At 59.4% G+C, this 20276-nt stretch carries 21 protein-coding genes; 7 read left to right on the top strand and 14 right to left on the bottom strand.

Annotated features, from left to right (window positions below):
- Positions 1–146: 146 nt before the first annotated feature.
- Both gnd and zwf read left to right on the top strand, forming a co-directional pair.
- Entirely contained in the window at positions 147–1127 is a 981-nt protein-coding gene (gene gnd / locus ACM6IK_RS01205; protein ID WP_414872792.1) for a phosphogluconate dehydrogenase (NAD(+)-dependent, decarboxylating), read from the top strand.
- Positions 1124–2638 carry a glucose-6-phosphate dehydrogenase gene (gene zwf / locus ACM6IK_RS01200; RefSeq protein ID WP_414872791.1) on the top strand — a complete coding sequence of 505 codons (1515 nt, stop codon included), beginning with the start codon at positions 1124–1126 and terminating at the stop codon, positions 2636–2638. Before gnd ends, zwf begins: the two co-directional genes overlap by 4 nt.
- A 111-nt stretch (positions 2639–2749) precedes the next feature.
- Here the strand turns inward: zwf and nhaB are convergent, their stop codons facing one another.
- The 3 genes from nhaB to ACM6IK_RS01185 all read right to left on the bottom strand — a co-directional run bounded on the left by nhaB (position 2750) and on the right by ACM6IK_RS01185 (position 6174).
- Positions 2750–4252, bottom strand: coding sequence for a sodium/proton antiporter NhaB (nhaB, locus tag ACM6IK_RS01195; RefSeq protein ID WP_414872790.1), 1503 nt, complete (start codon positions 4250–4252; stop codon positions 2750–2752).
- A gap of 78 nt (positions 4253–4330) precedes the next feature.
- The gene (locus ACM6IK_RS01190) at positions 4331–5620 is read right to left on the bottom strand and encodes a hypothetical protein (RefSeq protein ID WP_414872789.1); all 1290 of its coding nucleotides are present in this window, start codon (positions 5618–5620) and stop codon (positions 4331–4333) included.
- 287 nt (positions 5621–5907) lie between these two features.
- Positions 5908–6174, bottom strand: a complete 267-nt coding sequence (locus tag ACM6IK_RS01185) for a hypothetical protein (RefSeq protein ID WP_108217494.1) — start codon at positions 6172–6174, stop codon at positions 5908–5910.
- Between the two features lie 342 nt (positions 6175–6516).
- Between ACM6IK_RS01185 and ACM6IK_RS01180 the strand changes: the two genes are divergently transcribed.
- The gene (locus tag ACM6IK_RS01180) at positions 6517–7842 is read left to right on the top strand and encodes a sigma 54-interacting transcriptional regulator (RefSeq protein ID WP_414872788.1); all 1326 of its coding nucleotides are present in this window, start codon (positions 6517–6519) and stop codon (positions 7840–7842) included.
- Between the two features lie 55 nt (positions 7843–7897).
- On the opposite strand, the gene ACM6IK_RS01175 is transcribed toward ACM6IK_RS01180, so the two are convergent.
- From ACM6IK_RS01175 to pnuC, 8 genes are all read right to left on the bottom strand, one after another.
- Complete coding sequence (locus ACM6IK_RS01175; RefSeq protein WP_414872787.1) at positions 7898–9205, bottom strand: hypothetical protein; 1308 nt, start codon at positions 9203–9205, stop codon at positions 7898–7900.
- Between the two features lie 46 nt (positions 9206–9251).
- Positions 9252–10013 carry a hypothetical protein gene (locus ACM6IK_RS01170; protein WP_414872786.1) on the bottom strand — a complete coding sequence of 254 codons (762 nt, stop codon included), beginning with the start codon at positions 10011–10013 and terminating at the stop codon, positions 9252–9254.
- 26 nt (positions 10014–10039) lie between these two features.
- Positions 10040–10720 (bottom strand): C39 family peptidase, encoded by a 681-nt coding sequence (locus tag ACM6IK_RS01165; protein WP_108217498.1) that lies wholly within the window; start codon positions 10718–10720, stop codon positions 10040–10042.
- A 61-nt stretch (positions 10721–10781) separates the two neighbouring features.
- Entirely contained in the window at positions 10782–11636 is an 855-nt protein-coding gene (locus tag ACM6IK_RS01160) for a heme utilization protein (RefSeq protein ID WP_414872785.1), read from the bottom strand.
- Positions 11637–11700: 64 nt separating this feature from the next.
- Positions 11701–12279, bottom strand: a complete 579-nt coding sequence (locus ACM6IK_RS01155; RefSeq protein ID WP_414872784.1) for an adhesin — start codon at positions 12277–12279, stop codon at positions 11701–11703.
- Between the two features lies 1 nt (position 12280).
- A complete protein-coding gene (locus ACM6IK_RS01150; protein ID WP_414872783.1) occupies positions 12281–12718 on the bottom strand; it encodes a hypothetical protein in 438 nt (145 codons plus the stop codon).
- Positions 12719–13073: 355 nt separating this feature from the next.
- On the bottom strand, positions 13074–13598 hold the full coding sequence (locus ACM6IK_RS01145) for an AAA family ATPase (protein ID WP_414872888.1): 525 nt from the start codon (positions 13596–13598) through the stop codon (positions 13074–13076).
- A complete protein-coding gene (gene pnuC / locus ACM6IK_RS01140) occupies positions 13595–14158 on the bottom strand; it encodes a nicotinamide riboside transporter PnuC (protein WP_414872782.1) in 564 nt (187 codons plus the stop codon). The genes ACM6IK_RS01145 and pnuC overlap by 4 nt, the downstream gene beginning before the upstream one ends.
- Positions 14159–14453: 295 nt before the next feature.
- Between pnuC and ACM6IK_RS01135 the strand changes: the two genes are divergently transcribed.
- Both ACM6IK_RS01135 and ACM6IK_RS01130 read left to right on the top strand, forming a co-directional pair.
- Positions 14454–15284 carry an undecaprenyl-diphosphate phosphatase gene (locus tag ACM6IK_RS01135; RefSeq protein ID WP_115948166.1) on the top strand — a complete coding sequence of 277 codons (831 nt, stop codon included), beginning with the start codon at positions 14454–14456 and terminating at the stop codon, positions 15282–15284.
- On the top strand, positions 15281–15709 hold the full coding sequence (locus ACM6IK_RS01130) for a DUF1294 domain-containing protein (protein WP_414872781.1): 429 nt from the start codon (positions 15281–15283) through the stop codon (positions 15707–15709). Before ACM6IK_RS01135 ends, ACM6IK_RS01130 begins: the two co-directional genes overlap by 4 nt.
- Before the next feature lie 11 nt (positions 15710–15720).
- Here ACM6IK_RS01130 and ACM6IK_RS01125 read toward each other — a convergent pair whose 3' ends face one another.
- On the bottom strand, positions 15721–16080 hold the full coding sequence (locus tag ACM6IK_RS01125; protein ID WP_414872780.1) for an MmcQ/YjbR family DNA-binding protein: 360 nt from the start codon (positions 16078–16080) through the stop codon (positions 15721–15723).
- Positions 16077–16985: a LysR substrate-binding domain-containing protein gene (locus ACM6IK_RS01120; RefSeq protein WP_414872779.1), complete on the bottom strand. Its 909-nt coding sequence runs from the start codon at positions 16983–16985 to the stop codon at positions 16077–16079. Before ACM6IK_RS01120 ends, ACM6IK_RS01125 begins: the two co-directional genes overlap by 4 nt.
- 131 nt (positions 16986–17116) lie before the next feature.
- On the opposite strand from ACM6IK_RS01120, the gene ACM6IK_RS01115 reads away from it, so the two are divergent.
- Positions 17117–17728, top strand: a complete 612-nt coding sequence (locus ACM6IK_RS01115; RefSeq protein WP_108217509.1) for an FMN-dependent NADH-azoreductase — start codon at positions 17117–17119, stop codon at positions 17726–17728.
- Between the two features lie 167 nt (positions 17729–17895).
- Positions 17896–18933, top strand: coding sequence for an alpha/beta hydrolase family protein (locus ACM6IK_RS01110; RefSeq protein ID WP_414872778.1), 1038 nt, complete (start codon positions 17896–17898; stop codon positions 18931–18933).
- On the opposite strand, the gene ACM6IK_RS01105 is transcribed toward ACM6IK_RS01110, so the two are convergent.
- Positions 18927–20138 carry an MFS transporter gene (locus ACM6IK_RS01105; RefSeq protein WP_414872777.1) on the bottom strand — a complete coding sequence of 404 codons (1212 nt, stop codon included), beginning with the start codon at positions 20136–20138 and terminating at the stop codon, positions 18927–18929. The two genes, ACM6IK_RS01110 and ACM6IK_RS01105, sit on opposite strands and share 7 nt — an antisense overlap.
- Between the last annotated feature and the right edge of the window lie 138 nt (positions 20139–20276).

Raw genomic sequence — 20276 nt, 5'->3', positions numbered from 1 at the left:
GTGTCTTCGGCTTGATTCCCGACGTTATCCATCAGGATCGGGCACAATGCCCGGAAACTTCACGCCAACGCTCTGGACTAACCTCATGAGTCGCGTTGGGCTATAACCTTTGACACACTTTTATTTGTAGTAGGGAGCATCAGCACATGCAACTCGGGATTATTGGACTGGGCCGCATGGGCGGCAATATTGCGCGGCGCCTGATGCTCAACGGGCACACCACCGTTGTTTTTGACCGCAATAACGCCTTTGTCGAAGCCCTGGCCACAGAAGGCTCCACGGGCGTCACCGATCTGCCAGCGCTGGTCGCTGGCCTGGACAGGCCGCGTGCGGTCTGGGTCATGCTGCCGGCTGGCGCACCGACCGAAGAAACCATCGACACCCTGAGCACCTTGCTCGAAGCCGGCGACACCATCATCGACGGCGGCAACACCTTCTATAAGGACGATATCCGCCGGGCGAAAACCCTGTCGGAAAAAGGCCTGCACTACATCGACGTCGGTACCTCCGGTGGCGTCTGGGGCCTGGAGCGCGGTTACTGCATGATGATCGGCGGCGATGCCGAGACCGTTAAGCGCCTCGACCCGCTGTTCGCAACCCTGGCCCCGGGCCTGGGCGACATTCCGCGCACCAGGGACCGCAAGTCCGACGACGATCGTGCCGAGCGTGGCTACATTCACGCCGGTCCCGCTGGCGCCGGGCATTTCGTGAAGATGATTCACAATGGCATCGAGTACGGAATGATGCAGGCCTTTGCCGAAGGCTTCGACATCCTGCAAACCAAAAACAGCGAGAACCTGGCGCCAGACCAGCGTTTCGATCTGAACGTCGCCGACATCGCCGAAGTCTGGCGTCGTGGCAGCGTGGTGTCCTCGTGGTTGCTCGACCTGACTGCCGACGCCCTGGCCAGCGATCCAAAGCTCGACGGTTACTCCGGGTCCGTGGCCGACAGCGGTGAAGGACAATGGACTATCGAAGCCGCCATGGAGCAAGCGGTACCGGTGCCGGTGCTGTCGAATTCGCTATTCTCCCGCTACCGCTCGCGTGGGCAAGGGACCTTTGGCGACAAGGTTCTCTCGGCCCAGCGCTTCGGCTTCGGCGGCCATGTGGAGACCTCGAAAAAATGACCCATGCGATCCGCAGGAAGTCCAAGGCTGAACCCGCACCACCAACGACGCTGTTCCTGTTCGGCGCCCATGGTGACCTGGTCAAGCGTCTGTTGGTGCCGGCGCTGTATAACCTCAAGCGCAACGGGCTACTCGGGGATGGACTGCGGATCATCGGCGTTGACCACAACGCCATCAGCGATGAAGGTTTTGCGCAAAAGCTCGAAGACTTCATTCGAAACGAGATGGCTGGCAAGGGTGACCACACCCTTGATCCAGCGCTCTGGTCCAGGCTCGCCAAAGGCATCAGCTACGTCCAGGGCGATTTCCTGGACGACAGCACTTATCAAGCGCTGGCGGCGAAAATCGCCGACAGCGGAACCGGCAATGCGGTGTTCTACCTGGCCACCGCTCCGCGATTCTTCAGTGAAGTGGCACGCCGCCTCGGTACCGCCGGCTTGCTGGAGGAGACCCCCGAGGCGTTCAGAAGGGTCGTGATCGAAAAGCCCTTTGGCTCCGACCTGCAAACGGCCGAGGCCTTGAACGCCTGCCTGCTCAAGGTGATGACGGAAAAGCAGATCTACCGGATCGATCATTACCTGGGCAAGGAAACCGTGCAGAACATTCTGGTCAGCCGTTTTTCCAACAGCCTGTTCGAAGCGTTCTGGAACAATCACTACATCGATCACGTGCAGATCACCGCCGCCGAAACCGTCGGCGTGGAAACCCGTGGCAGTTTTTACGAGCACACCGGCGCCCTGCGGGACATGGTGCCCAATCACCTGTTCCAGCTGCTGGCGATGGTGGCGATGGAACCACCCGCTGCGTTTGGCGCCGATGCGGTGCGCGGCGAGAAAGCCAAGGTCGTCGGCGCGATCAGGCCCTGGACGGTGGAGGAGGCCCGTGCCAACTCGGTGCGCGGTCAATACACTGCAGGTCAGATCGACGGCAAGGCACTGCCGGGCTATCGCCAGGAAGACAAGGTCGCACCCGACAGCAATACCGAAACCTATGTGGCCCTCAAGGTCATGATCGACAACTGGCGCTGGGTCGGCGTGCCGTTCTACCTGCGTACCGGTAAACGCATGAGCGTGCGTGACACCGAGATCGTCATCTGTTTCAAACCGGCACCCTATGCGCAGTTCCGCGATACCGAGGTCGACGAGTTGCAGCCGACCTATTTGCGCATTCAGATCCAGCCCAACGAAGGCATGTGGTTCGACCTGTTGGCCAAGCGTCCCGGTCAGGCCCTGAAGATGGACAACATCGAGCTGGGGTTTGCCTATAAGGACTTCTTCGAGATGCAGCCGTCCACCGGCTACGAAACCCTGATCTACGATTGCCTGACGGGCGATCAGACTCTGTTCCAGCGCGCCGACAACATCGAGAACGGCTGGCGCGCGGTGCAACCGTTCCTGGATGCCTGGCAGCAGGATTCCAGCGTGCGGGGCTATGCCGCCGGGGAAAACGGCCCCAAGGCCGGCGAAGAGTTGCTCACCCGTGACGGTCGCGTCTGGCACCGGCTCGGATAACACTGATCTCCTGTGGGAGCGAGCTTGCTCGCGATGGCGGCGGCACATTCAACATCCCTGTGTCTGACAGACCGCTATCGCGAGCAAGCTCGCTCCCACAGGGGCGGTGAGTTACAGCCAGTAGCTCACCGCATACCACCCGAGCAGGCCCATCACTACGGTGTACGGCAACGCCATCCAGACCATCCGCCCGTAAGACAGGCGCACCAGCGGTGCGATCGCCGAAGTCAGCAGGAACAGGAACGCCGCCTGACCATTCGGAGTCGCCACGCTAGGCAGGTTGGTACCGGTATTGATCGCAATGGCCAGCGTCTCGAAATGCTCACGGGTCATCTCACCCGCCATGAAGGCGCGCTTCACTTCGGTGATGTAGATGGTTGCCACGAACACGTTGTCGCTGATGGCGGACAGCAGGCCGTTGGCGATGAACAGCATACCCGGCTGTTGGTCCGCCGGCAGTGCCAGCACCCAGTGGATCAGCGGGGCGAACAGTTGCTGATCGTGAATCACCGCGACTACGGCGAAAAACACCACCAACAATGCGGTAAATGGCATGGCGTCCTTGAACGCGGTGCCCAGGCGGTGTTCGTCGGTGATACCGGTAAAGGCGGTGATCAACACGATCACCATCAGGCCGATCAAACCCACTTCGGCGATGTGAAGCGCCAGCCCGGCAATCAGAATCAATGCGGCAACGCCTTGCACCAGCAGCGCTGCACGTTGGCGTGCGGTGCGCTCGGCATTGTCTTCGGCGGCATAGTTGGCCAGCACCGCACGGACGTTATCCGGCAGCAGCGTGCCGTATCCGAACCAGCGCAGCTTTTCCAGCAGCACGCACGTGACCAGCCCGGCCACCAGTACCGGCAGGGATACAGGCGCAACCCGGGTAAAGAAGTCGGAGAAGTGCCAGCCCATTTCATGGCCGATCAGCAGGTTCTGCGGCTCACCGACCAGCGTGCAGACACCGCCCAGCGCGGTGCCCACGGCACCGTGCATCAGCAGGCTGCGCAGAAAGGCGCGGAACTGTTCGAGATCACCCTGATGGAGGGTGGGCAGATGTTTGTCGTCGCTGAACTCGCTGTCCTGACGCGGATCGTTACCCGAGGCGACGCGGTGATACACCGAGTAAAAACCCACGGCGGCACTGATGATCACGGCCGTCACGGTCAAGGCATCGAGGAACGCCGACAGAAAGGCCGACAAAAAACAGAACATCAGGGCCAGCAGGGCCTTGGAACGAACCCCCAACAGCAGGCGCGAGAACAGGTACAGCAACAAGTCCTTCATGAAATAGATACCGGCCACCATGAACATCAGCAGCAGGATCACCGGGAAATTGTGCAGCAACTCGTCGTACAGCGCCTGTGGCGTGGTCATCTTCAGCAGCAGGGCTTCAATCAATAACAGGCCGCCGGGCATCAGCGGATAACACTTGAGCGCCATGGCCAGGGTAAAGATGAACTCCAGCACCAGCAGCCAGCCGGCCGCCACCGGGCCTGCGGTCCACAGCACCAGGGCATTGAGAACCAGAAAGCCGACGATGCAGGCCTTATACCAACGGGGCGAGTTCCCGAGAAAGTTGTGCGCGAACGCCTGGGCCATTGAACCGGACATCGGCTGCTCCTTGTTTTAAGAAGCGCGCAAGTTGCCGTAAGCGGGCGAGAAGATCAAGCACAGGAAAAACGTAGCGGTTCAGCCCAGAAAGCGCGCGACGACTGCCTTGTAACTGCCCTGCAGCGAATGTCCGCCAGCCACGATGTTTCCATCGGCCTGCACCGTGACACAGGTGGCGGTATCCGGGCCGGAGCTCAGGCGAGTACGCGTACAGCCGCAGCCTTTGCCAAAGCGGCGATCGGGATGGCCGTTGGGCAGGTATCGCCCGACAATGAAGTCTGCTTCAACGCCGCCGATGGTTGCACCCGCCGCCAGCACACAGCCATCGGGCTGTAGCTGCGCGGCGATCCACTGGCATCCTCTGTGACCGATTTGCAGCCGCTGTGGTTGTCCGCCGTTGCAATGATTGTCGGGTCGGCCATTGCTGTGCATTTTAAATGTCAGGCAGTGCATCGGCTCGCAACTGCTGCCAAAACACAGGATGCCACCTTCGTTTTGCTGGACCACCTGACTGACCCGGGCGCCATGCCCTTGCGCCTTGAAGGTCATGAATCCATCCACGGCAAAACGGTCGTCGAGGCGGCCGTCCGCGTGATAGCGTGCCAGCAAGCCTTCTTCAGGAAAGTTGATCGATCCACCGACCAGAATTCGGCCATCGCGTTGTACCGTCAGGCTGCTGAGCCAGGTATTCAACAGCAGGTGCCTGACCACCACGAAGCCGCTACCGTTGAACGAGCCGTCCAGCGAGCCTTCGACATCCAGCCGTATCAACAGGCCGACGTGATCGGCCAGTTCGTAGTGATGGTTGGCCAGGATCAGGATCCGGCCGTCTTGTTGTACGTCGACATCGCAGGCTTCAGCGCCTGGCACACCGGGAGGGAGCCATTTATCGCGCATGCCCAGGGACAAACCACCAGGCAATCGCACGACACAGCGGCCATTATCGCCAAAGCTTCGAACCAGGTGACCGTCTTGATCCAGCAATGCCAGGGCCGGGAGCGTGCGGTGTGCATTTTCGTATTGCAGCCCGGCCAACAGGATATTGCCGTCGGGCATGACCAGAACCTTGGCGCCCATGGCTTCGAATCCCGCTTCGAATTGGTCGATGACACTGCCTTGCTTGCCGAACGCGAGATCTGCGCAACCATCCTCCAGCAAGCGGGCCACACCAAAGCGGCTGCCATCGGCCATGGCGACTTTTGCGGCTACCAGCAAGCGGCCCTGCGCATCGATCGCAATGTCATTGGCGAGGCTGGAAAGGCTGTCGAGGAAATACACCTGGGTTTTGCCGTTGGCGGCAAACGTCGTATCGAGGGTCCCGGGGGGATTCCGGGTGGCGGAGAAGGCAAAAGCGGACTGGATTGACATGCGCCGCATCTCCTTGCGAGTCGTCCTGATCCAGAAGTTTGGGTGGCGACTATGTAGGGAGAATATTCAATCCCTGAATGATGAGATGCGCAATGGTGAGAACTCACAGACGGAGAGTCGTTGTGTGCCACAACAGTGTCTTTTCGAACCAATGGCCAGTTTGCAAAGTACCGGGTGCGCAAAAGTTCGAATGTGTACGGGAAATGAGTGCGGATCGGTGAACGCGATCAACCCGACTAATGGCCGGGGAGAGGGTGCGGATTACCCCGGAGTAATCCGCAAAACGATTAGTGCGGCATCGACCACGACTGCAGTGTGTAACCTTCCTCGCTCAACTCGGCGCGGGCCTGTTCCAGCAGACGTTCAAGTTGTTCGGGGTCGGAGTAGGCACTGCTTGGGATCTGCTTGCGGCCAATGCTGGTGCTGGTACGGTCGATAACGGTCAGGCTGAGTTCGCCATTACCGTCTTGTGGGGCCCAGGCCACGCATTTGAATGGTTTGAATGCGCGGTCGGCAATCAGCAGTGCTTCGTTGATACGGAGCGGGGCGTTCATAGGGTCTTCTCTCTGTATGCCCAATCAAGTGATGTGCCGTCGGTTGGGCTTACCGTTCGGCTGGTTACTTGTACTGATGCCCGCAACCGGGGTTTGGGTCACACACAATCAAAAGAAATTTCCACTTTATTTCACAGGCTCAAGAATGAGGCTGGCATTGAAAGCGTAATGAAAGGAAAGAGTCGTTAGGTCACTAACATGGTCGCAACTTATAACTGGTTTTATAGCGTCTCTATAGTCAAACAGTACAAGGCCCTGTCAAATTCTTGCTAATGTTACAGTCAGGTATGCCAAATGACTGTTTTTAATAAAATTTCTTAAATTTGGCGCCAAGGAACAGTCATGAGCGATGCGCCTGCCTTACGACGTTTATTGGTGGTGGACCCCTGTGACGATTGCTATCGTCTGCTTCCTGGATTGCGCGCTATCGGTTGGGACGTCGATAGCTGCACGCTGGCGAACGCCACTGACCGAACCTGTGACGTGGGTTTGCTGCGCTTGCAGCCCTCGCACCTTGAGCACCCGGAAGCGGTCAAGGAGTTGATCAGCCGCAGTGGCACCGAGTGGATAGCCGTACTCAATCAGGAAGTGCTGCGCCTGCAAAATGTCGGCGACTTTGTCTGTGAATGGTTTTTTGACTTTCATACTTTGCCATTCGATGTGTCCCGGGTTCAGGTAACGCTGGGCCGGGCGTTTGGCATGGCGCGATTGCGTGGGCAGGGCACGGTCCATGTTGACCAGCCCGAGCACGAATTGATGGGTGACAGCAAACCTGTCCGTGAACTGCGAAAACTGTTGAACAAACTGGCCCCGACCGAATCTCCGGTGTTGATTCGGGGTGAAAGCGGCACTGGCAAGGAACTGGTCGCACGCACCCTGCATCGTCTGTCCCAGCGTCACAGCAAACCCTTTATTGCGATCAATTGTGGTGCGATTCCCGAACACTTGATCCAGTCCGAGCTGTTTGGCCATGAGAAAGGCGCATTTACCGGCGCGCACCAACGCAAGATAGGACGGATAGAAGCCGCCAACGGTGGCACTCTGTTTCTCGACGAGATCGGTGACCTGCCGCTGGAGTTGCAGGCCAACCTGTTGCGGTTCCTCCAGGAAAAACACATCGAGCGGGTGGGCGGCAGTCAGCCGATTGCGGTGGATGTGCGGGTTCTGGCGGCAACGAATGTCGACCTTGAAGCCGCCATCGAGAAGAGACGCTTTCGCGAAGACTTGTATTACCGCTTGAACGTACTGCAAGTGGCGACCGTTCCACTGCGCGAGCGCCATGGCGACCTGGCGATGCTGGCCAACCACTTTTCCCATTTCTATAGCCATGAAACCGGGCGCCGCCCACGCAGTTTCAGCGAAGACGCATTGATTGCCATGGGCAAGCACGACTGGCCAGGCAATGTTCGCGAACTGGCCAACCGCGTTCGTCGCGGGCTGGTGTTGGCCGAAGGCCGGCAGATCGAGGCCCGTGATCTGGGCTTGATCAGTCCGCATACAATCGCCGCGCCGATGGGCACCCTCGAAGAATACAAGAGCCGGGCCGAGCGCCAGGCATTGTGCGATGTATTGAGCCGCCACAGCGATAACCTGAGTGTCGCCGCCAAAGTATTGGGGGTGTCGCGGCCGACCTTCTACCGGTTGTTGCACAAGCACCATATTCGCTGAACCGCAGCCTTGAACAAAAACGCTGCGCTTGAAATGGCTGCGGGTTTTGTCCGGGTCAGAAGTAGTAAGGCAGTTTCAGGCTGAACTGAAAGTCCGGGGCATCGTCCGTCATGCCGATGGACAGGTTGGGTACGATAGTCAGGTTGTCGGTGGCCGCAATGGTCATGCCGATGTTGAAGTAACCGGCGTTGGCATCGCTGGAGACCACCGATTGCCAATCCCCGCCATCTTCCTTGAGCCTGCTTTTGCGTTGTACCAGGTCAGAGACTGAAAACGACATACTCATCTTTTCGTTCAAGGCAAACGCAATGCCGGTGCCAATCTGGAAGCTGTCGCCAATGCGAACTTTGCCCGGTGTCTTGACCGCCGGGTTGGAGCTGATGTCGTCGAATGATTCCTCCAGATTGTGCGTGTAGGACAGGCTGCCGAACAGCACCGCCGGATCGAACGTCTTGACCAGAGAGATCCCCGGCGTAATCGACCAGACGCCATTACCGGTCGGCAAGGATTCAGGTACCGCCAGGTTGGAGTTATCGGCCACCCGAACCAGCTTGATGCCGAACGGATCTTTGCCGGTCGGCGCCTTGACGCGCAAGGTCACCACGGCATCCGGGGTGTTGACCGACTCGTCGAGGAATTTGTAGGCGATACCGAAGTTGACGTCACCTAGGGTCGGGTCTTCTTTGACGGTATCTTCAGTCGTGACGTTGGCGGTGCCGTTATTGCCGCCACCGGACTGGTAGGTGGATTGACGGTAGACCACCGGCACGTTCAGGTCGAACTGCCAGCGATTGTTGAAGTTGTAGCGGCCGGTGAGGTCAAGCGTCCAGGTGTCGGCCTTGATCCGGTCCAGGTTGATGGCGCCCAGAAAGATCGAGTCCAGGGCGAGAAAGCCGTTGAGGATCAGTTGGCGGGTATCGTATCGGGAGTAGGTTATCCCGGTTTCGAAGCTGAATTTGCCACCGCCGAAGAATCCGCTGGCCTCGTCATACAGATTTGAAACGCTTTGCGCCGGTTGTGAGTCATCGGCCAGCGATTGTCCATACGAGCTGCCGCTGCCCCCGGCAGCACTCCCTGAAGCGGCCGCCGCACCGGTGCCGGTGGCGACGTTTGGATTGCCCTTCAGGTCCGCTGGAGACTTGGCCAGGCGTTTAGGGGGAGGAGAAGCCGGCTGGTCTTCAACCTGGCGGATTCGTTGTTCCAGTACCGCCAGGGCTTTTTGCTGGACTTCGTAGCGTTGTTTCAACTCCAGAAGCTCTCGTTTGAGCGCCTCCATTTCCGGGTCAGGTGCTGCCTGCAACATCGCCACGGGGAGTAGGGCACTCAAGCAGACAACTGCACGCAGTGATACTGATCGGTACATGAAATAAGCCGTCCATTTGTGCCCAATGGTCCAGACTCAGCGTAGTTCAATAGCCCAGGGTCCGTAATGCGGCGAGTTGATTGAGGTTGCAGTCCAGTACACTCGCACTCGGTCCATTATTGTTGAGCACTACGTTGAGTTGAGTCATGTTGTCGACCACATTGCTGCTGCCCAACAACCGGGTGTTTTGCAGCAACCCGCCTTGGGCGACCTGTTGCAGGCTTGAACCCTGGTTGTTGTTGGCGGTAATGGCCACCTGAACTCCGCCGCTCGTCGTGGACACGGCGACACTGCCTGCGGCATTGCTGCCGGTGATGGTTTGACCGGCTATAAGCGCTTGGCCCTGGCTCGGCACCAGTGTCGGGGCCGTGCTGGCTTCCTTGACGTTGATGGCGATGTTGTTGTTTGCGCTGTTGTCATCGCCTGCAGCCCGTGTGACCTGGGTTATGCCCCGGGAAGTGCTCAGGGCAGCGCCACCCGTCACGTTACCGCTGCCCGACCTGGGCGAGCCGCCATGACCAGATTGCTTGATGGTTGAAACATAGAACTCGGGTTTGACCGTTGCGGCCTGAAGCTGCATCGAGGTGGAGGCTCCGATCAGATCACCACTGGCATTGCGCCAGGTACTGCTCATGACAACACCGAAGCTGATGACCCGCCCCGGCATCACATACCGGCCACGCAGCTCGGCCAGTTCCTGGTCCTTGATTTCGATGGGTCTGAACTCATCAGCAAAACCTGAAGTGTTCGCTGCCAGACAGGCAGCGACCACCCAATACGAGGTTTTCATTTGCTGCTCCCGGAGCATCCTGCCCCCTATCATCTTGTTGGCGATTAGAAGAAGTCGCTCTGTATGAAACCAAAATCCATCAATTCGGCATCTTTGACCGGGTTGAAGTTATCCATCTTGTTCTTGGCTGTCAGCGGTTCCGGTGGGCTGCGTAACGCGTTGGTCTTGTCGTACCCGGGACCGACGATCGCGAAAATAATGCCATTCCAGCCTTTGACAAAGTCATCATGGGCGTAGCGTTTGTGTCCAAGTACGGGGTCGCCGATATAGACCCAGTGTTTGTCCGCCCGCTGCAACACCACGAAGTGCTTGTAGCCGCGAATTTCCATCAATACCACCACCGGAATCGTCACTGCATCGAGTCTTTCCGGCGGGATCTTGTAGCCCCGGGCACGCATGCCGATGCGCTCTATGTAGCGCTTCATGTCCAGCATGGAAAAACCCTGGGTACGCACTATGTCCTGGTCTGCGGTGACCAGCATGCCCTTGATGATGTGCTCCTCATCGACGTCGAGCCAATAGGCCTGGCGCAGTATCGTTGCCAGCGCGGCGGCGCCGCAGCTGAAATCGGTTTTCTGTTCGACGATGTCGCTGAACTTGCGCTCACGCAAACTCTGTACGTGCTTGTACACCAGCACGCCACCCGGCAGGGCGGCAACCGGCATCTGTGCAGCCTGGGTCAGGCCAGACAGGCAGAGCAGGGCGAAAAGGGCTGTCTTACGCATGATCGGTACGCCTTGTGGCTGTGGAAAAGCCCCGTCGCCGGTGCTTTCACTGCGATCGCGATTACTGGCAAGCCTTGCAGCCTGCGGCGATGGACAGCGAGTTGCTTTGCTGGTTGCCTGCGCCGGACGATACGTTGGCTCCGCCGTTGCCGGAGAAGTTGTTCATCGAGCCTGTTATCGAAGTATTGTTGGTTACAGGGGGTTTCCAGCCATCTGGCGTCATCACTTGTTGAGTGGTTACGCCAGCCAGACCGAATACACCCACTGTCACGAAATCAGTCGTGGTGTTGCCGTTGTTGGAGACGTTCATCCCGGACGTGCTTTGGTTGGCCGCAGCGGCCGCCTGTGCTACACGGCCGCCCGAAACGGCAATCGCCAGGTTGTTTTTCTGTTGGTTGAAGTTGCCGGCGGTCACGTTGATGCCGATGTTGCCGGAACCGCTATTGCCAGCGTTATTGAGCGTAGCGTTGTTGGTGTTGGAGTAGTTCTTGACGGTGTTGCCGGTGCTCCTCTGAGTCGCGCTGGAGACGGCGACTGCGGTGCCGAAGATGAAGCTTTCGTCAGCCGTGGCAAGGGCGGCGGCGTTGTCTTGTTGGTTGCCGTCACCGGCTGCAACGTTGGCGCCCATGTTGCCGTTGGAGTTGTTCAGGGAACTATCGACTTTAGCGTCGTTCAGGGTGCCTTGGTTCAATACGGAGTTGTCACTGCTGCCCTGCGAGTCCATCACGGCGGCCCCGGCGCCTGCTGTAATTTGCAGAATTTGTTCCAGGGTCGGGCCGTTAGGCTGATGATTGTTGCCAGGTCCATTGCCCTGACCGTTACCCTGATTTTCATCAAGACCGCCGGCTTGTGCTGCGATTGCCATCACCGCTGCGAGAGCGAAAGCCAGTGGTCTGAGAGCCGTTGTCGGGTTCATGGTGTTTCTCCGTGCTTCTTAGTTGCTTAAGTGTTGGTACTTTCCTGGTCGCACTGTGGTTGGGTCAGTCAGCGACCCGGATGCTCAGGGTGTTAGCCATTCGGTTCCCCACCCCGGCACTCTGGTTCACCTGGATCACTCCCCGGCTGCCGGTGAAGGCCTGGTCGCTTGTCACGACCTGGCGACTGCCGTTTTGGGTGCCAGTTGCTCCCGAGTTCGGTAACAACGCCACGTTCTGTTGAGAAAGGGCGCTATCGTCAATGGCTTGCGGTGCAGCGCTGATGCTGATGCGCATGGCGTTGGCCATCTGGTTGTTCGCCCCGGCACCCTGATTGACGCCCAGTACGCCATTGCCATTACTGAAAGAGGTGCCACCGATAGTGGCCGTCGCATCCATCGACGGATTGGCGGGCGTGGTGATTTTCTGCCTGACACTGGTGGTCGCACCGGCTTGGGTACCCATCGCGATCGCGCGGACGTTGGCCTGCTGCTGTTGATCGCCTGCCGCCTGGTTGACGTTGAAGTTGCCGCGGTATTGAGTACCGGAATCCTGGAGGGTGGCGTTGTTCACCGAACTGACGCCGGAATCGGCCATCACGCTGGTGCAGCCGAACAGGGCAATTAACAGCAGGGATCGACTCATCTCATTGGCCTCCGGCCATTCTGCCCAGTGAGCCGAGGCCGCTGCTCATGGCGCGATTGATGGTTGCGGAAATCGCGCTGCCACTGCCACCACCGTGGCCGACGGACATACCGGGCATGCCGTTGGGCTGGGTGACGGCGTTGAGGCCTTGCATGCCACCCAGGCTTTGCCCGTTGCTGTGGCGAAGGGCCGTTCCGGTGGTGACCCCGGCAATGTCGGCGTCGCTGAGTTCGCCGGTGACGCGGGCCGATGGGTTGGCATTGAGAGTGTTGGGGTTGGGATCTCTGCCGCCGCTGCGGCCGATAGGGCTTGGGTGAATGGTGCGATCAAGCACGATGACGCCGTTGCCTTCGGCTTGAGCGTCGAAACTGAAAAACGTGCCTGCAGCGCTCGCGATCAGCAGCAGGCACGTCAAGGCTTTCTTATTGAGTATCCCCACGACGCTCTTTCCTTCTCATGTAGGCTGGCTCTGGTCGGCTGTGTGAAGGAGTGAGCGAAAGCTGTGCCGATATTTGATTCTCGTGTTGATTCAATGACTTATGGATGTTGTCCGGATACCCTTTGTCGAGGATGTTTCAAAGCTGAGACAAAACCCCGCGCAGGCAGCCCGTAAATGCGGATAGACCGCTCTGGAACAAGGGTTTCAGTGATGTTGTAACAATGACTTAACAAACCCGATGAGCAAACGGTGACGGGCGCTGAAATGGGCGGTTTGCGCTAGGGAGGGTGTTTCAGGGCCGGACACTTTCCCCCGGGGGTTGGGGGGATGGTGGGGGAATTGCCCCAAAGACCGGTCAGGCGCTGAGCAATCGGGTCACCGCGTCCAGTGCCTGGAAACGGCGTTCGGCCCAATCTCCCTGCAGTACTTGAACCGGTTGTGCGTGGCGCTCGAGCCAGGCCAGGGTCTGCTCGAAAAATGCCTGGCGCTCACTCAGCCGGGGCTGGCAACGCTGGCCATCATCCTTCCAGTCGACCTGTTCCGGCGACAGCAGCAAGTGCAAGTCGTAATGCCGGGCCAGTAGCGCTTGTTCGATCCAGACGGGGCAGTCGCCAAACAGGGTTTGGCTCCAGAGGATATTGCTCAGCAGGTGCGTGTCGAGGATCAGCAAAAACGGTTGTTGCGCCCGCGCCTGGTCTTCCCATGCCAATTGACCGCGGGCAATGTCCGGAATGTCGGCCAAGGTCGTGTCCCGCGGATTCTGCTCGATGAACCAGCGCACATACTCGTCGACCAGAATCCCGCCGAAACGCAGTTGCAACTCGGCCGCCAGCCAGCTTTTACCGCTGGATTCGGGGCCTGTGAGCACCAGGACTTTCATGCGTGCAATGCCGGATCGGCGCGCCATTCGCGCCAGCCCCGCACGGCGATCACGGTGAATAACCCGTACAGGGTGGCGGTCAGGTACAGGCCTTTATAGATGAACAACCCGACGAAAATCACATCCAGGGCGATCCACAGCGGCCAGCACTGGACACGTTTTTGCGCCATCCAGACTTGCGCCACCAGGCTGAATCCGGTCAGCGCCGCATCGAGCCAGGGTTGGGCAGCGTCGGTCCAGCGGACCATGGCCGCCCCCAGCAACAGGCTGCCGAGTGCGCCAATGGCAAGGCTCAACGCCACGGACCGAGTGTCGAGCCGACTGACTTCGCGGCCATGGGTCGTTTCACCCATCCGCGTCCACTGCCACCAACCGTAAAGCTGCAAGGCAGCATAGACGACTTGCAGCAGCATGTCCGAATACAGCTTCACCTCAAAGAAGATCCAGCTGTAGAGCAACACCATGACCAGGCCGATGGGCCAGCACCAGGGGTTCTGTTTGACGGTCAACCAGACGGCAATGACACCGAGGGCGGCGGCAAACAGTTCAAGCCCGGACATGGAGGCTCCTTGGGGAAATCGAAAAGGGCACGGATTGTAACCGGATCGGCGTCGAGAATCCCGTGGCGCAGGGGGTACTTCATTGGTGCGCGATAACGCGGCAGCGCCAATCGGACTTGTCTGGTAGGATTTCGGCCCCGCGCGGATAAACCCGAATCAGGATTGTTTTTTCACAGGATTTTTACGGTTCTGTGGTGATCCTTGATGCGTGGGGCTTCAGCTATGCTGATCGCAATCAAGGCTTTTGAAAAATACTGACGGGGCATGCCAATGCGCATAGCCTTTTGGGGGATTGATGGATTTTTGGACCGCCTTTCAGGCATTGATTCTTGGGGTTGTAGAAGGGCTGACCGAATTCTTGCCCATTTCCAGTACCGGCCACCAGATCATCGTGGCCGACTTGCTCGGCTTCGGGGGCGAGCGGGCGATGGCGTTCAACATCATCATTCAGCTGGGTGCCATCCTGGCAGTGGTGTGGGAGTTTCGACGCAAGATCTTCGACGTGGTCATCGGTTTGCCGACCCAGCCGGGCGCTCGGCGCTTTACCGCGAACCTGTTGATCGCGTTCTTGCCGGCCGTGGTGTTGGGCGTGATCTTCGCCGATCTGATCCACGAATACCTGTTCAACCCGATCACCGTGGCAACGGCGCTGGTCGTGGGCGGGATCATCATGTTGTGGGCCGAGCGCCGTCAGCATGAAGTACACGCCGAAACGGTGGATGACATCACGTGGAAAGATGCCCTGAAAGTCGGCTTCGCCCAATGCCTGGCCATGATTCCGGGGACTTCGCGCTCGGGCTCGACGATCATCGGCGGGTTGCTGTTCGGCCTGTCGCGCAAGACCGCTACCGAGTTCTCGTTCTTCCTGGCGATGCCAACCATGGTCGGCGCAGCGGTGTACTCGGGCTATAAATACCGCCACCTGTTTGTCCCGGCGGATTTCCCGGTGTTCGCGATCGGTTTCGTCACCGCGTTCGTCTTCGCGATGATCGCGGTCCGCGGGCTGCTCAAGTTCATCGCCAACCACAGCTATGCGGCGTTTGCCTGGTATCGCATTGTGTTCGGCCTGATCATCCTGGCGACCTGGCAATTCGGTTGGGTAGACTGGAGCGCGGTCAAGCCGTGAGTGACTCAAGCGCGCGCAATAACCCCGGGCGCCAGCCCGGGGGACAGATCCGTCATTCGCGGTTGAAGTGGCTGGTGTTTGCAATCCTGTGCGCGTTGCCGCTGTCGGGTTCGGTGTCGTCATGGCTGCACGGGGAGTCGCTGATTCCCCTGGCGGCCTACGGCATCGTCAGCGTCGTGACGTTTTTTCTGTACTGGAGCGACAAGCGCAAGGCTCGCGCCGAGCAATGGCGGACGCCGGAGAATGTCCTGCATGCGCTGGAGTTCGCCGGAGGCTGGCCCGGTGCCTTGCTGGCCCAGCAAGCGTTTCGGCACAAAACCCGCAAAGTCTCGTACCAGTTGGTGTTCTGGATCATCGTGCTACTGCACCAGGTGTTCTGGATCGATCACCTGTTCCTCGGCGCACACCTGTTCGCCTTGTTCTGATCAACAAGGCCCTAAAGCAACAGACCGACTTGAGTGCGCTTTGGCAGTCTGCTCACCACCAACTGGTGGGAACGCTGCAGCAATCCCTGTAGCTCTTCGCTACCGAGCGGGTAGGGCGTTTCCATAATGATCCACTGGGCGCGCGCCAGATAAGGCGCCGGATGAATCCCCGGTCGGTCGCAATGGCCGAGAAACAGATCCTTGTCGACCTTGAAGGCCAGGGAATTACCCCGTAGGCCCTGCAACGCGAACATCTTGTTCCCGGCAATCGAAAACACCCGTACGCCTCCCCATTTATAGTCTTCCCGCGCTCCCGGCAGGGCGAGGCAAAACTTCGCGACATCCTCTTCGCTCATCCGTCCGGCTTTCATAACAATCGTTCCCCACAGGCATTGAAGGATTCGACCAAATGGTCAATCCAGGCGCGTACCGCCGGCATCACTCCGCGTCGATGAGGATAGACCGCTTGCAGCCAGCCACCGGGCAATGACCACTCGGGTAGCAACTGCACCAGCGAGCCGTTTTCCAGCTCCTGCTCGCAATACATCATGGGCAGCGTCGTAAAGCCCAGACCGGAGAGAGTGCTGGCCTTGCGCACGATAAAGTCATCGATGCCCAGCCGGGCCTCGAGTGCGAGTTCACAACTTTTGCCTTTTTGATCCAGCAGGCGGATGTGCACCAGGCGGTCGGCTTCCAGGGCGCCGAGCACCGGCAGGCTTTTCAGATCCTCGGGGTGGTTGATCTCACGGCCAACGAGGAAACCGGGGCTGGCGACCATCAACATCTGCGCCTGACGTAGCCGGCGGGTGACCAGCAGCGGGTCTTCGTCGCCCAGCTCGCGCACACGCAGGGCCACGTCAATGCCTTCGTTCACCAGGTCGACCCGCCGGTTGAGCAGCATCACCTCCAGCTGGACTTGTGGAAACCGTTCCAGAAAGTCGCTGATCACCCCCGGCAATATTTCGTGAGCCAGCCCGACCGGGCAGGACACCCGCAAACGCCCGCGGGGCTCGCTGGACATGCTGGCGACGGCCTCGTCGGCCATTTCCGCCTCCAGCAGCATCGCCTGGCAGTGCCTGAGGTAGCGCTCGCCCACAGCGGTCAATTTCAGCTGTCGGGTGGTGCGTTGCAGCAAGCGAGCGCCAAGGCGTTCTTCCAGTTCGGCGATGCGCCGTGACAATCGGGACTTGGGGATGCCCAGCAAACGCCCGGCGGCCGCGAATCCACCGGCTTCCACCACTTTGGCGAAGTAATACAGGTCGTTGAGGTCTTGCATGATGTGAGCCTGATTGTTCTATCTGTGAGACGAACTATCGCATTATTACCGTCTAATCAGCTATTGGTTTCGTCTGTAGGATTAGTCCCATCAGATCGCCCTTGTGGGCGATCCTCACTTGGAGATCCCACATGAAACTGCTGCATATCGATTCGAGCATCCTGGGCGACAACTCGGCTTCCCGTCAGTTGAGCGGTGAAGTCGTCAAAGCCTGGCAAGCCGCCGAGCCAACTGCCGTGGTGACCTATCGCGATCTGGCCGCCGACGCCATCAGCCACTTTTCCGCCACCACCCTGGTCGCCGCCGGCACCACCGCTGAACTGCGCAACGCCGCACAACAGCATGAAGCCGAACTGAGCGCCTCGACCCTGGCCGAATTCCTGGCTGCCGATGCCGTGGTAATTGCCGCACCAATGTACAACTTCACCATCCCGACTCAACTGAAGGCCTGGATCGACCGCATCGCGGTAGCCGGTCAGACCTTCCGCTACACCGAAGCCGGCCCTGAAGGTCTGTGCGGCGGCAAGAAAGTGGTGATCGTCTCGACTTCCGGCGGCATGCACGCCGGTCAGGCAAGTGGTGTTGCCCACGAAGAATATTTGAAGTTGCTGTTCGGTTTCATCGGCATCACCGATATCGAAATCGTCCGCGCCGAAGGCCTGGCTTACGGTGACGAGGTGCGCAACAAAGCCATGAGCGCTGCTCACGCACAAATCAGCGAGCAGTTGTTCGCCGCTGCGTAAGGTTCGCATAAAGAACTCAACCGTTCCGGTACAGCCCAAAAAAACTCTGTATTCTGGTTACGCAAGTACCAGTTACGGAGTTTTTTGTTTCTGGTCGTTTCAGATTGTGGCCCGACTTATGCAGTCGAGGGCTTACGTCTCAAGTCCGGTAACAGGTGGGGCATCCCATGGTGCGTCTTTGTGCAACTTTGCTGATTTGCCTGCTCAGCAGCCTGAATACAGTGCACGCCGCGCCTGCGCCGCATCCTCACTGGAGCGTCGGCTTCCATGAGATGACTTTTCTCGACCCGCTGGACCTGCAGCCGATGCGCGCCATCGCCTTCTATCCGTCCAGTGATTGGGAGCACACCAGCAAGCTCGAGGGTTACACCGTCGAAGCCGGGGAGGACACCAGGGTCGCCTTGGGCCGGTTCCCGATGCTGATGCTGTCCCACGGTAACACTGGCACTCCACTGGCCTTGCACGATCTCGCCACGTCGCTGGCGCGCAAAGGTTTTGTCGTGGTGGCAGTGATTCACCCCGGTGACAACTCCCGGGACCACAGCCGACTCGGTACCTTGAGTAACCTGTACGGTCGGCCGATCCAGATTTCCGAAGCCATTACCGCTACCTTGGGCGACCGTATGCTGTCGCCGTTCGTCAATGCCGACCAAGTGGGGGTCATCGGTTACTCGGCCGGTGGCGAGACCGCATTGATTCTGTCCGGTGCGACTCCGGACCTGGATCGCCTGCGCCGTTACTGCCAGGAACGGCCGGATGACCGCGATGCCTGCAACACCCAGGGTGAACTGATTGTCGACCGCGAAGACCTGCAACCGGTGGCCGATCCTCGCGTCCACGCCTTGATGCTGATGGCGCCGTTGAGCCTGAAGTTCGGCCGCCACACCCTGGCCGATGTGCATGTGCCGGTGCTGCTTTACAGTGGCGACGGCGACAAGCTGGTGGCTGTCGACAAGAACGCCGCGGCACTGGCGCGCAAACTGCCGACCGCGCCTGACTTCAAGCTGCTGGCCGGGGCAGGGCATTTCGTGTTCATGGCGCCGTGCAATGACGAGCAGATCGTGATCATGCCCGCGCTGTGCACCGATGCCGATGGCGTCGATCGGCAAGACATTCACCGCAATCTGATTTCCGAGGCTGGAAGCTTCTTCTCGCGCACTCTGGGCAGGGCGACCCGGGCCGGGATGCAAACCGCCGATCAGTAATGCGCGCGCGGCCCTGTAGGAGCGAGTCTGTGGCGCTTGAGCAACAACGTCAGACCAAGGCCTGTCACCGACAACAACGCCGCACTGAAGAAAATCCACACATAACCCAGGTTCAACGCCACTGCGCCCATCAACGGGCCGGCGATGGCCAGTGCCAGGTCGAAAAACACCGCATAAGCACTCAAACCCGCGCCGCGGCTGGAGTTGGGTACCTGTTTGATGGCCTCGACACCCAGCGCCGGGTACACCAGGGACAGGCCGAACCCGGTCAGGCCGGCGCCAATGAGCGCATACGCAGTCGACGGTGCCAGCCACAGCAGCACCAGGCCAAGCGTCTCGATGCCCATGCAGGCAATGGCCGACGTGAACCCGCCGAATCGGTTGATGGCGGAAATGAACAGCAGTCGCGACAGAATGAAACACACGCCAAACACGGTCAGGCAGTAGGCCGCGCCGGTCCAGCCGCGATTGACGTAGTACAGGGTGATAAAGGTCGTCAGGGTGCCGTAGCCAATGGACGCCAGGCTCAGGCTCGCGCCAAACGGCGCAATACGTCCAAACACCGCCCGGAACGGCAAACGCTCTCCGCGCACCACCGGCACCGAAGGCTTGTTGCGAATCAGCAACAGTGCGGCCAGGGCCAGCAGAGACAGGGCAATGCCCAGGCTGGCGAAACCCAGTTGTTGCACCATGACCACGCCTAGCGGCGCACCGATGGCAATCGCCCCATAGGACGCGATGCCGTTCCAGGAAATCGACCGCGCGGTATGCTCGGCGCCGACCTGGCCCATGCACCAACTGATTGTGCCGACGCCGATCAATCCTTGGGCGATCCCCAGCAACAGGCGCCCGGCGATCAGGATCAGCAGGCTGAGCAAGGGAAAGCCTTGCAACAGGGTCGACAGCAAGGTCAGCACGCCGCTGAGCACAATCCCCGACAAGCCATAGATGATTGCGCGCTTGGTACCCACGTTGTCGGATATCCGCCCGGCCATGGGCCGGCTGAGCAGGGTGGCGAGGTATTGCGAGCCGATGGTCAGTCCGGCCACGATGGCGCTGAACCCGAGCTGCTCGTGGACATAACCCGGCAGTACCGCAATCGGCAAACCGATGCAGAGGAAGGCGATGAAGGTATAGAAGACGATGGAGACGATCTGCAGGGTGATCGCCATGGAGCTTTGCGGGGCAACTTGCTGCACGGACATGAGGGCTCGTTCGCGGGCGGCGGTGGGAGAACTGCATCATGGCGCGACGTTGGGATAAAAGGAAGCAGGCTAACTACTTTTGCCGTGACATTATCGCTGTTCCTCATGGCCTCATCGCGAGCAAGCTCGCTCCCACAT

Source organism: Pseudomonas sp. IT-196MI5, assembly GCF_949767415.1.
Taxonomy (GTDB): domain Bacteria; phylum Pseudomonadota; class Gammaproteobacteria; order Pseudomonadales; family Pseudomonadaceae; genus Aquipseudomonas.
The sequence above is the reverse complement of the archived record's forward strand: the minus strand, read 5'-3'. Positions and strand labels throughout refer to the sequence as shown.

Coding starts and splice junctions, on each gene's coding strand:
- ACM6IK_RS01180 (WP_414872788.1), top strand. CDS start 6,517: ATGAGCGATGCGCCTGCCTTACGACGTTTATTGGTGGTGGACCCCTGT.
- ACM6IK_RS01160 (WP_414872785.1), bottom strand. CDS start 11,636: ATGAACCCGACAACGGCTCTCAGACCACTGGCTTTCGCTCTCGCAGCG.
- ACM6IK_RS01110 (WP_414872778.1), top strand. CDS start 17,896: ATGGTGCGTCTTTGTGCAACTTTGCTGATTTGCCTGCTCAGCAGCCTG.
- ACM6IK_RS01170 (WP_414872786.1), bottom strand. CDS start 10,013: ATGCTCCGGGAGCAGCAAATGAAAACCTCGTATTGGGTGGTCGCTGCC.
- gnd (WP_414872792.1), top strand. CDS start 147: ATGCAACTCGGGATTATTGGACTGGGCCGCATGGGCGGCAATATTGCG.
- ACM6IK_RS01165 (WP_108217498.1), bottom strand. CDS start 10,720: ATGCGTAAGACAGCCCTTTTCGCCCTGCTCTGCCTGTCTGGCCTGACC.
- ACM6IK_RS01145 (WP_414872888.1), bottom strand. CDS start 13,598: ATGAAAGTCCTGGTGCTCACAGGCCCCGAATCCAGCGGTAAAAGCTGG.
- ACM6IK_RS01105 (WP_414872777.1), bottom strand. CDS start 20,138: ATGTCCGTGCAGCAAGTTGCCCCGCAAAGCTCCATGGCGATCACCCTG.
- ACM6IK_RS01155 (WP_414872784.1), bottom strand. CDS start 12,279: ATGAGTCGATCCCTGCTGTTAATTGCCCTGTTCGGCTGCACCAGCGTG.
- ACM6IK_RS01115 (WP_108217509.1), top strand. CDS start 17,117: ATGAAACTGCTGCATATCGATTCGAGCATCCTGGGCGACAACTCGGCT.
- ACM6IK_RS01120 (WP_414872779.1), bottom strand. CDS start 16,985: ATGCAAGACCTCAACGACCTGTATTACTTCGCCAAAGTGGTGGAAGCC.
- ACM6IK_RS01190 (WP_414872789.1), bottom strand. CDS start 5,620: ATGTCAATCCAGTCCGCTTTTGCCTTCTCCGCCACCCGGAATCCCCCC.
- ACM6IK_RS01175 (WP_414872787.1), bottom strand. CDS start 9,205: ATGTACCGATCAGTATCACTGCGTGCAGTTGTCTGCTTGAGTGCCCTA.
- ACM6IK_RS01185 (WP_108217494.1), bottom strand. CDS start 6,174: ATGAACGCCCCGCTCCGTATCAACGAAGCACTGCTGATTGCCGACCGC.
- pnuC (WP_414872782.1), bottom strand. CDS start 14,158: ATGTCCGGGCTTGAACTGTTTGCCGCCGCCCTCGGTGTCATTGCCGTC.
- zwf (WP_414872791.1), top strand. CDS start 1,124: ATGACCCATGCGATCCGCAGGAAGTCCAAGGCTGAACCCGCACCACCA.
- ACM6IK_RS01135 (WP_115948166.1), top strand. CDS start 14,454: ATGGATTTTTGGACCGCCTTTCAGGCATTGATTCTTGGGGTTGTAGAA.
- nhaB (WP_414872790.1), bottom strand. CDS start 4,252: ATGTCCGGTTCAATGGCCCAGGCGTTCGCGCACAACTTTCTCGGGAAC.
- ACM6IK_RS01125 (WP_414872780.1), bottom strand. CDS start 16,080: ATGAAAGCCGGACGGATGAGCGAAGAGGATGTCGCGAAGTTTTGCCTC.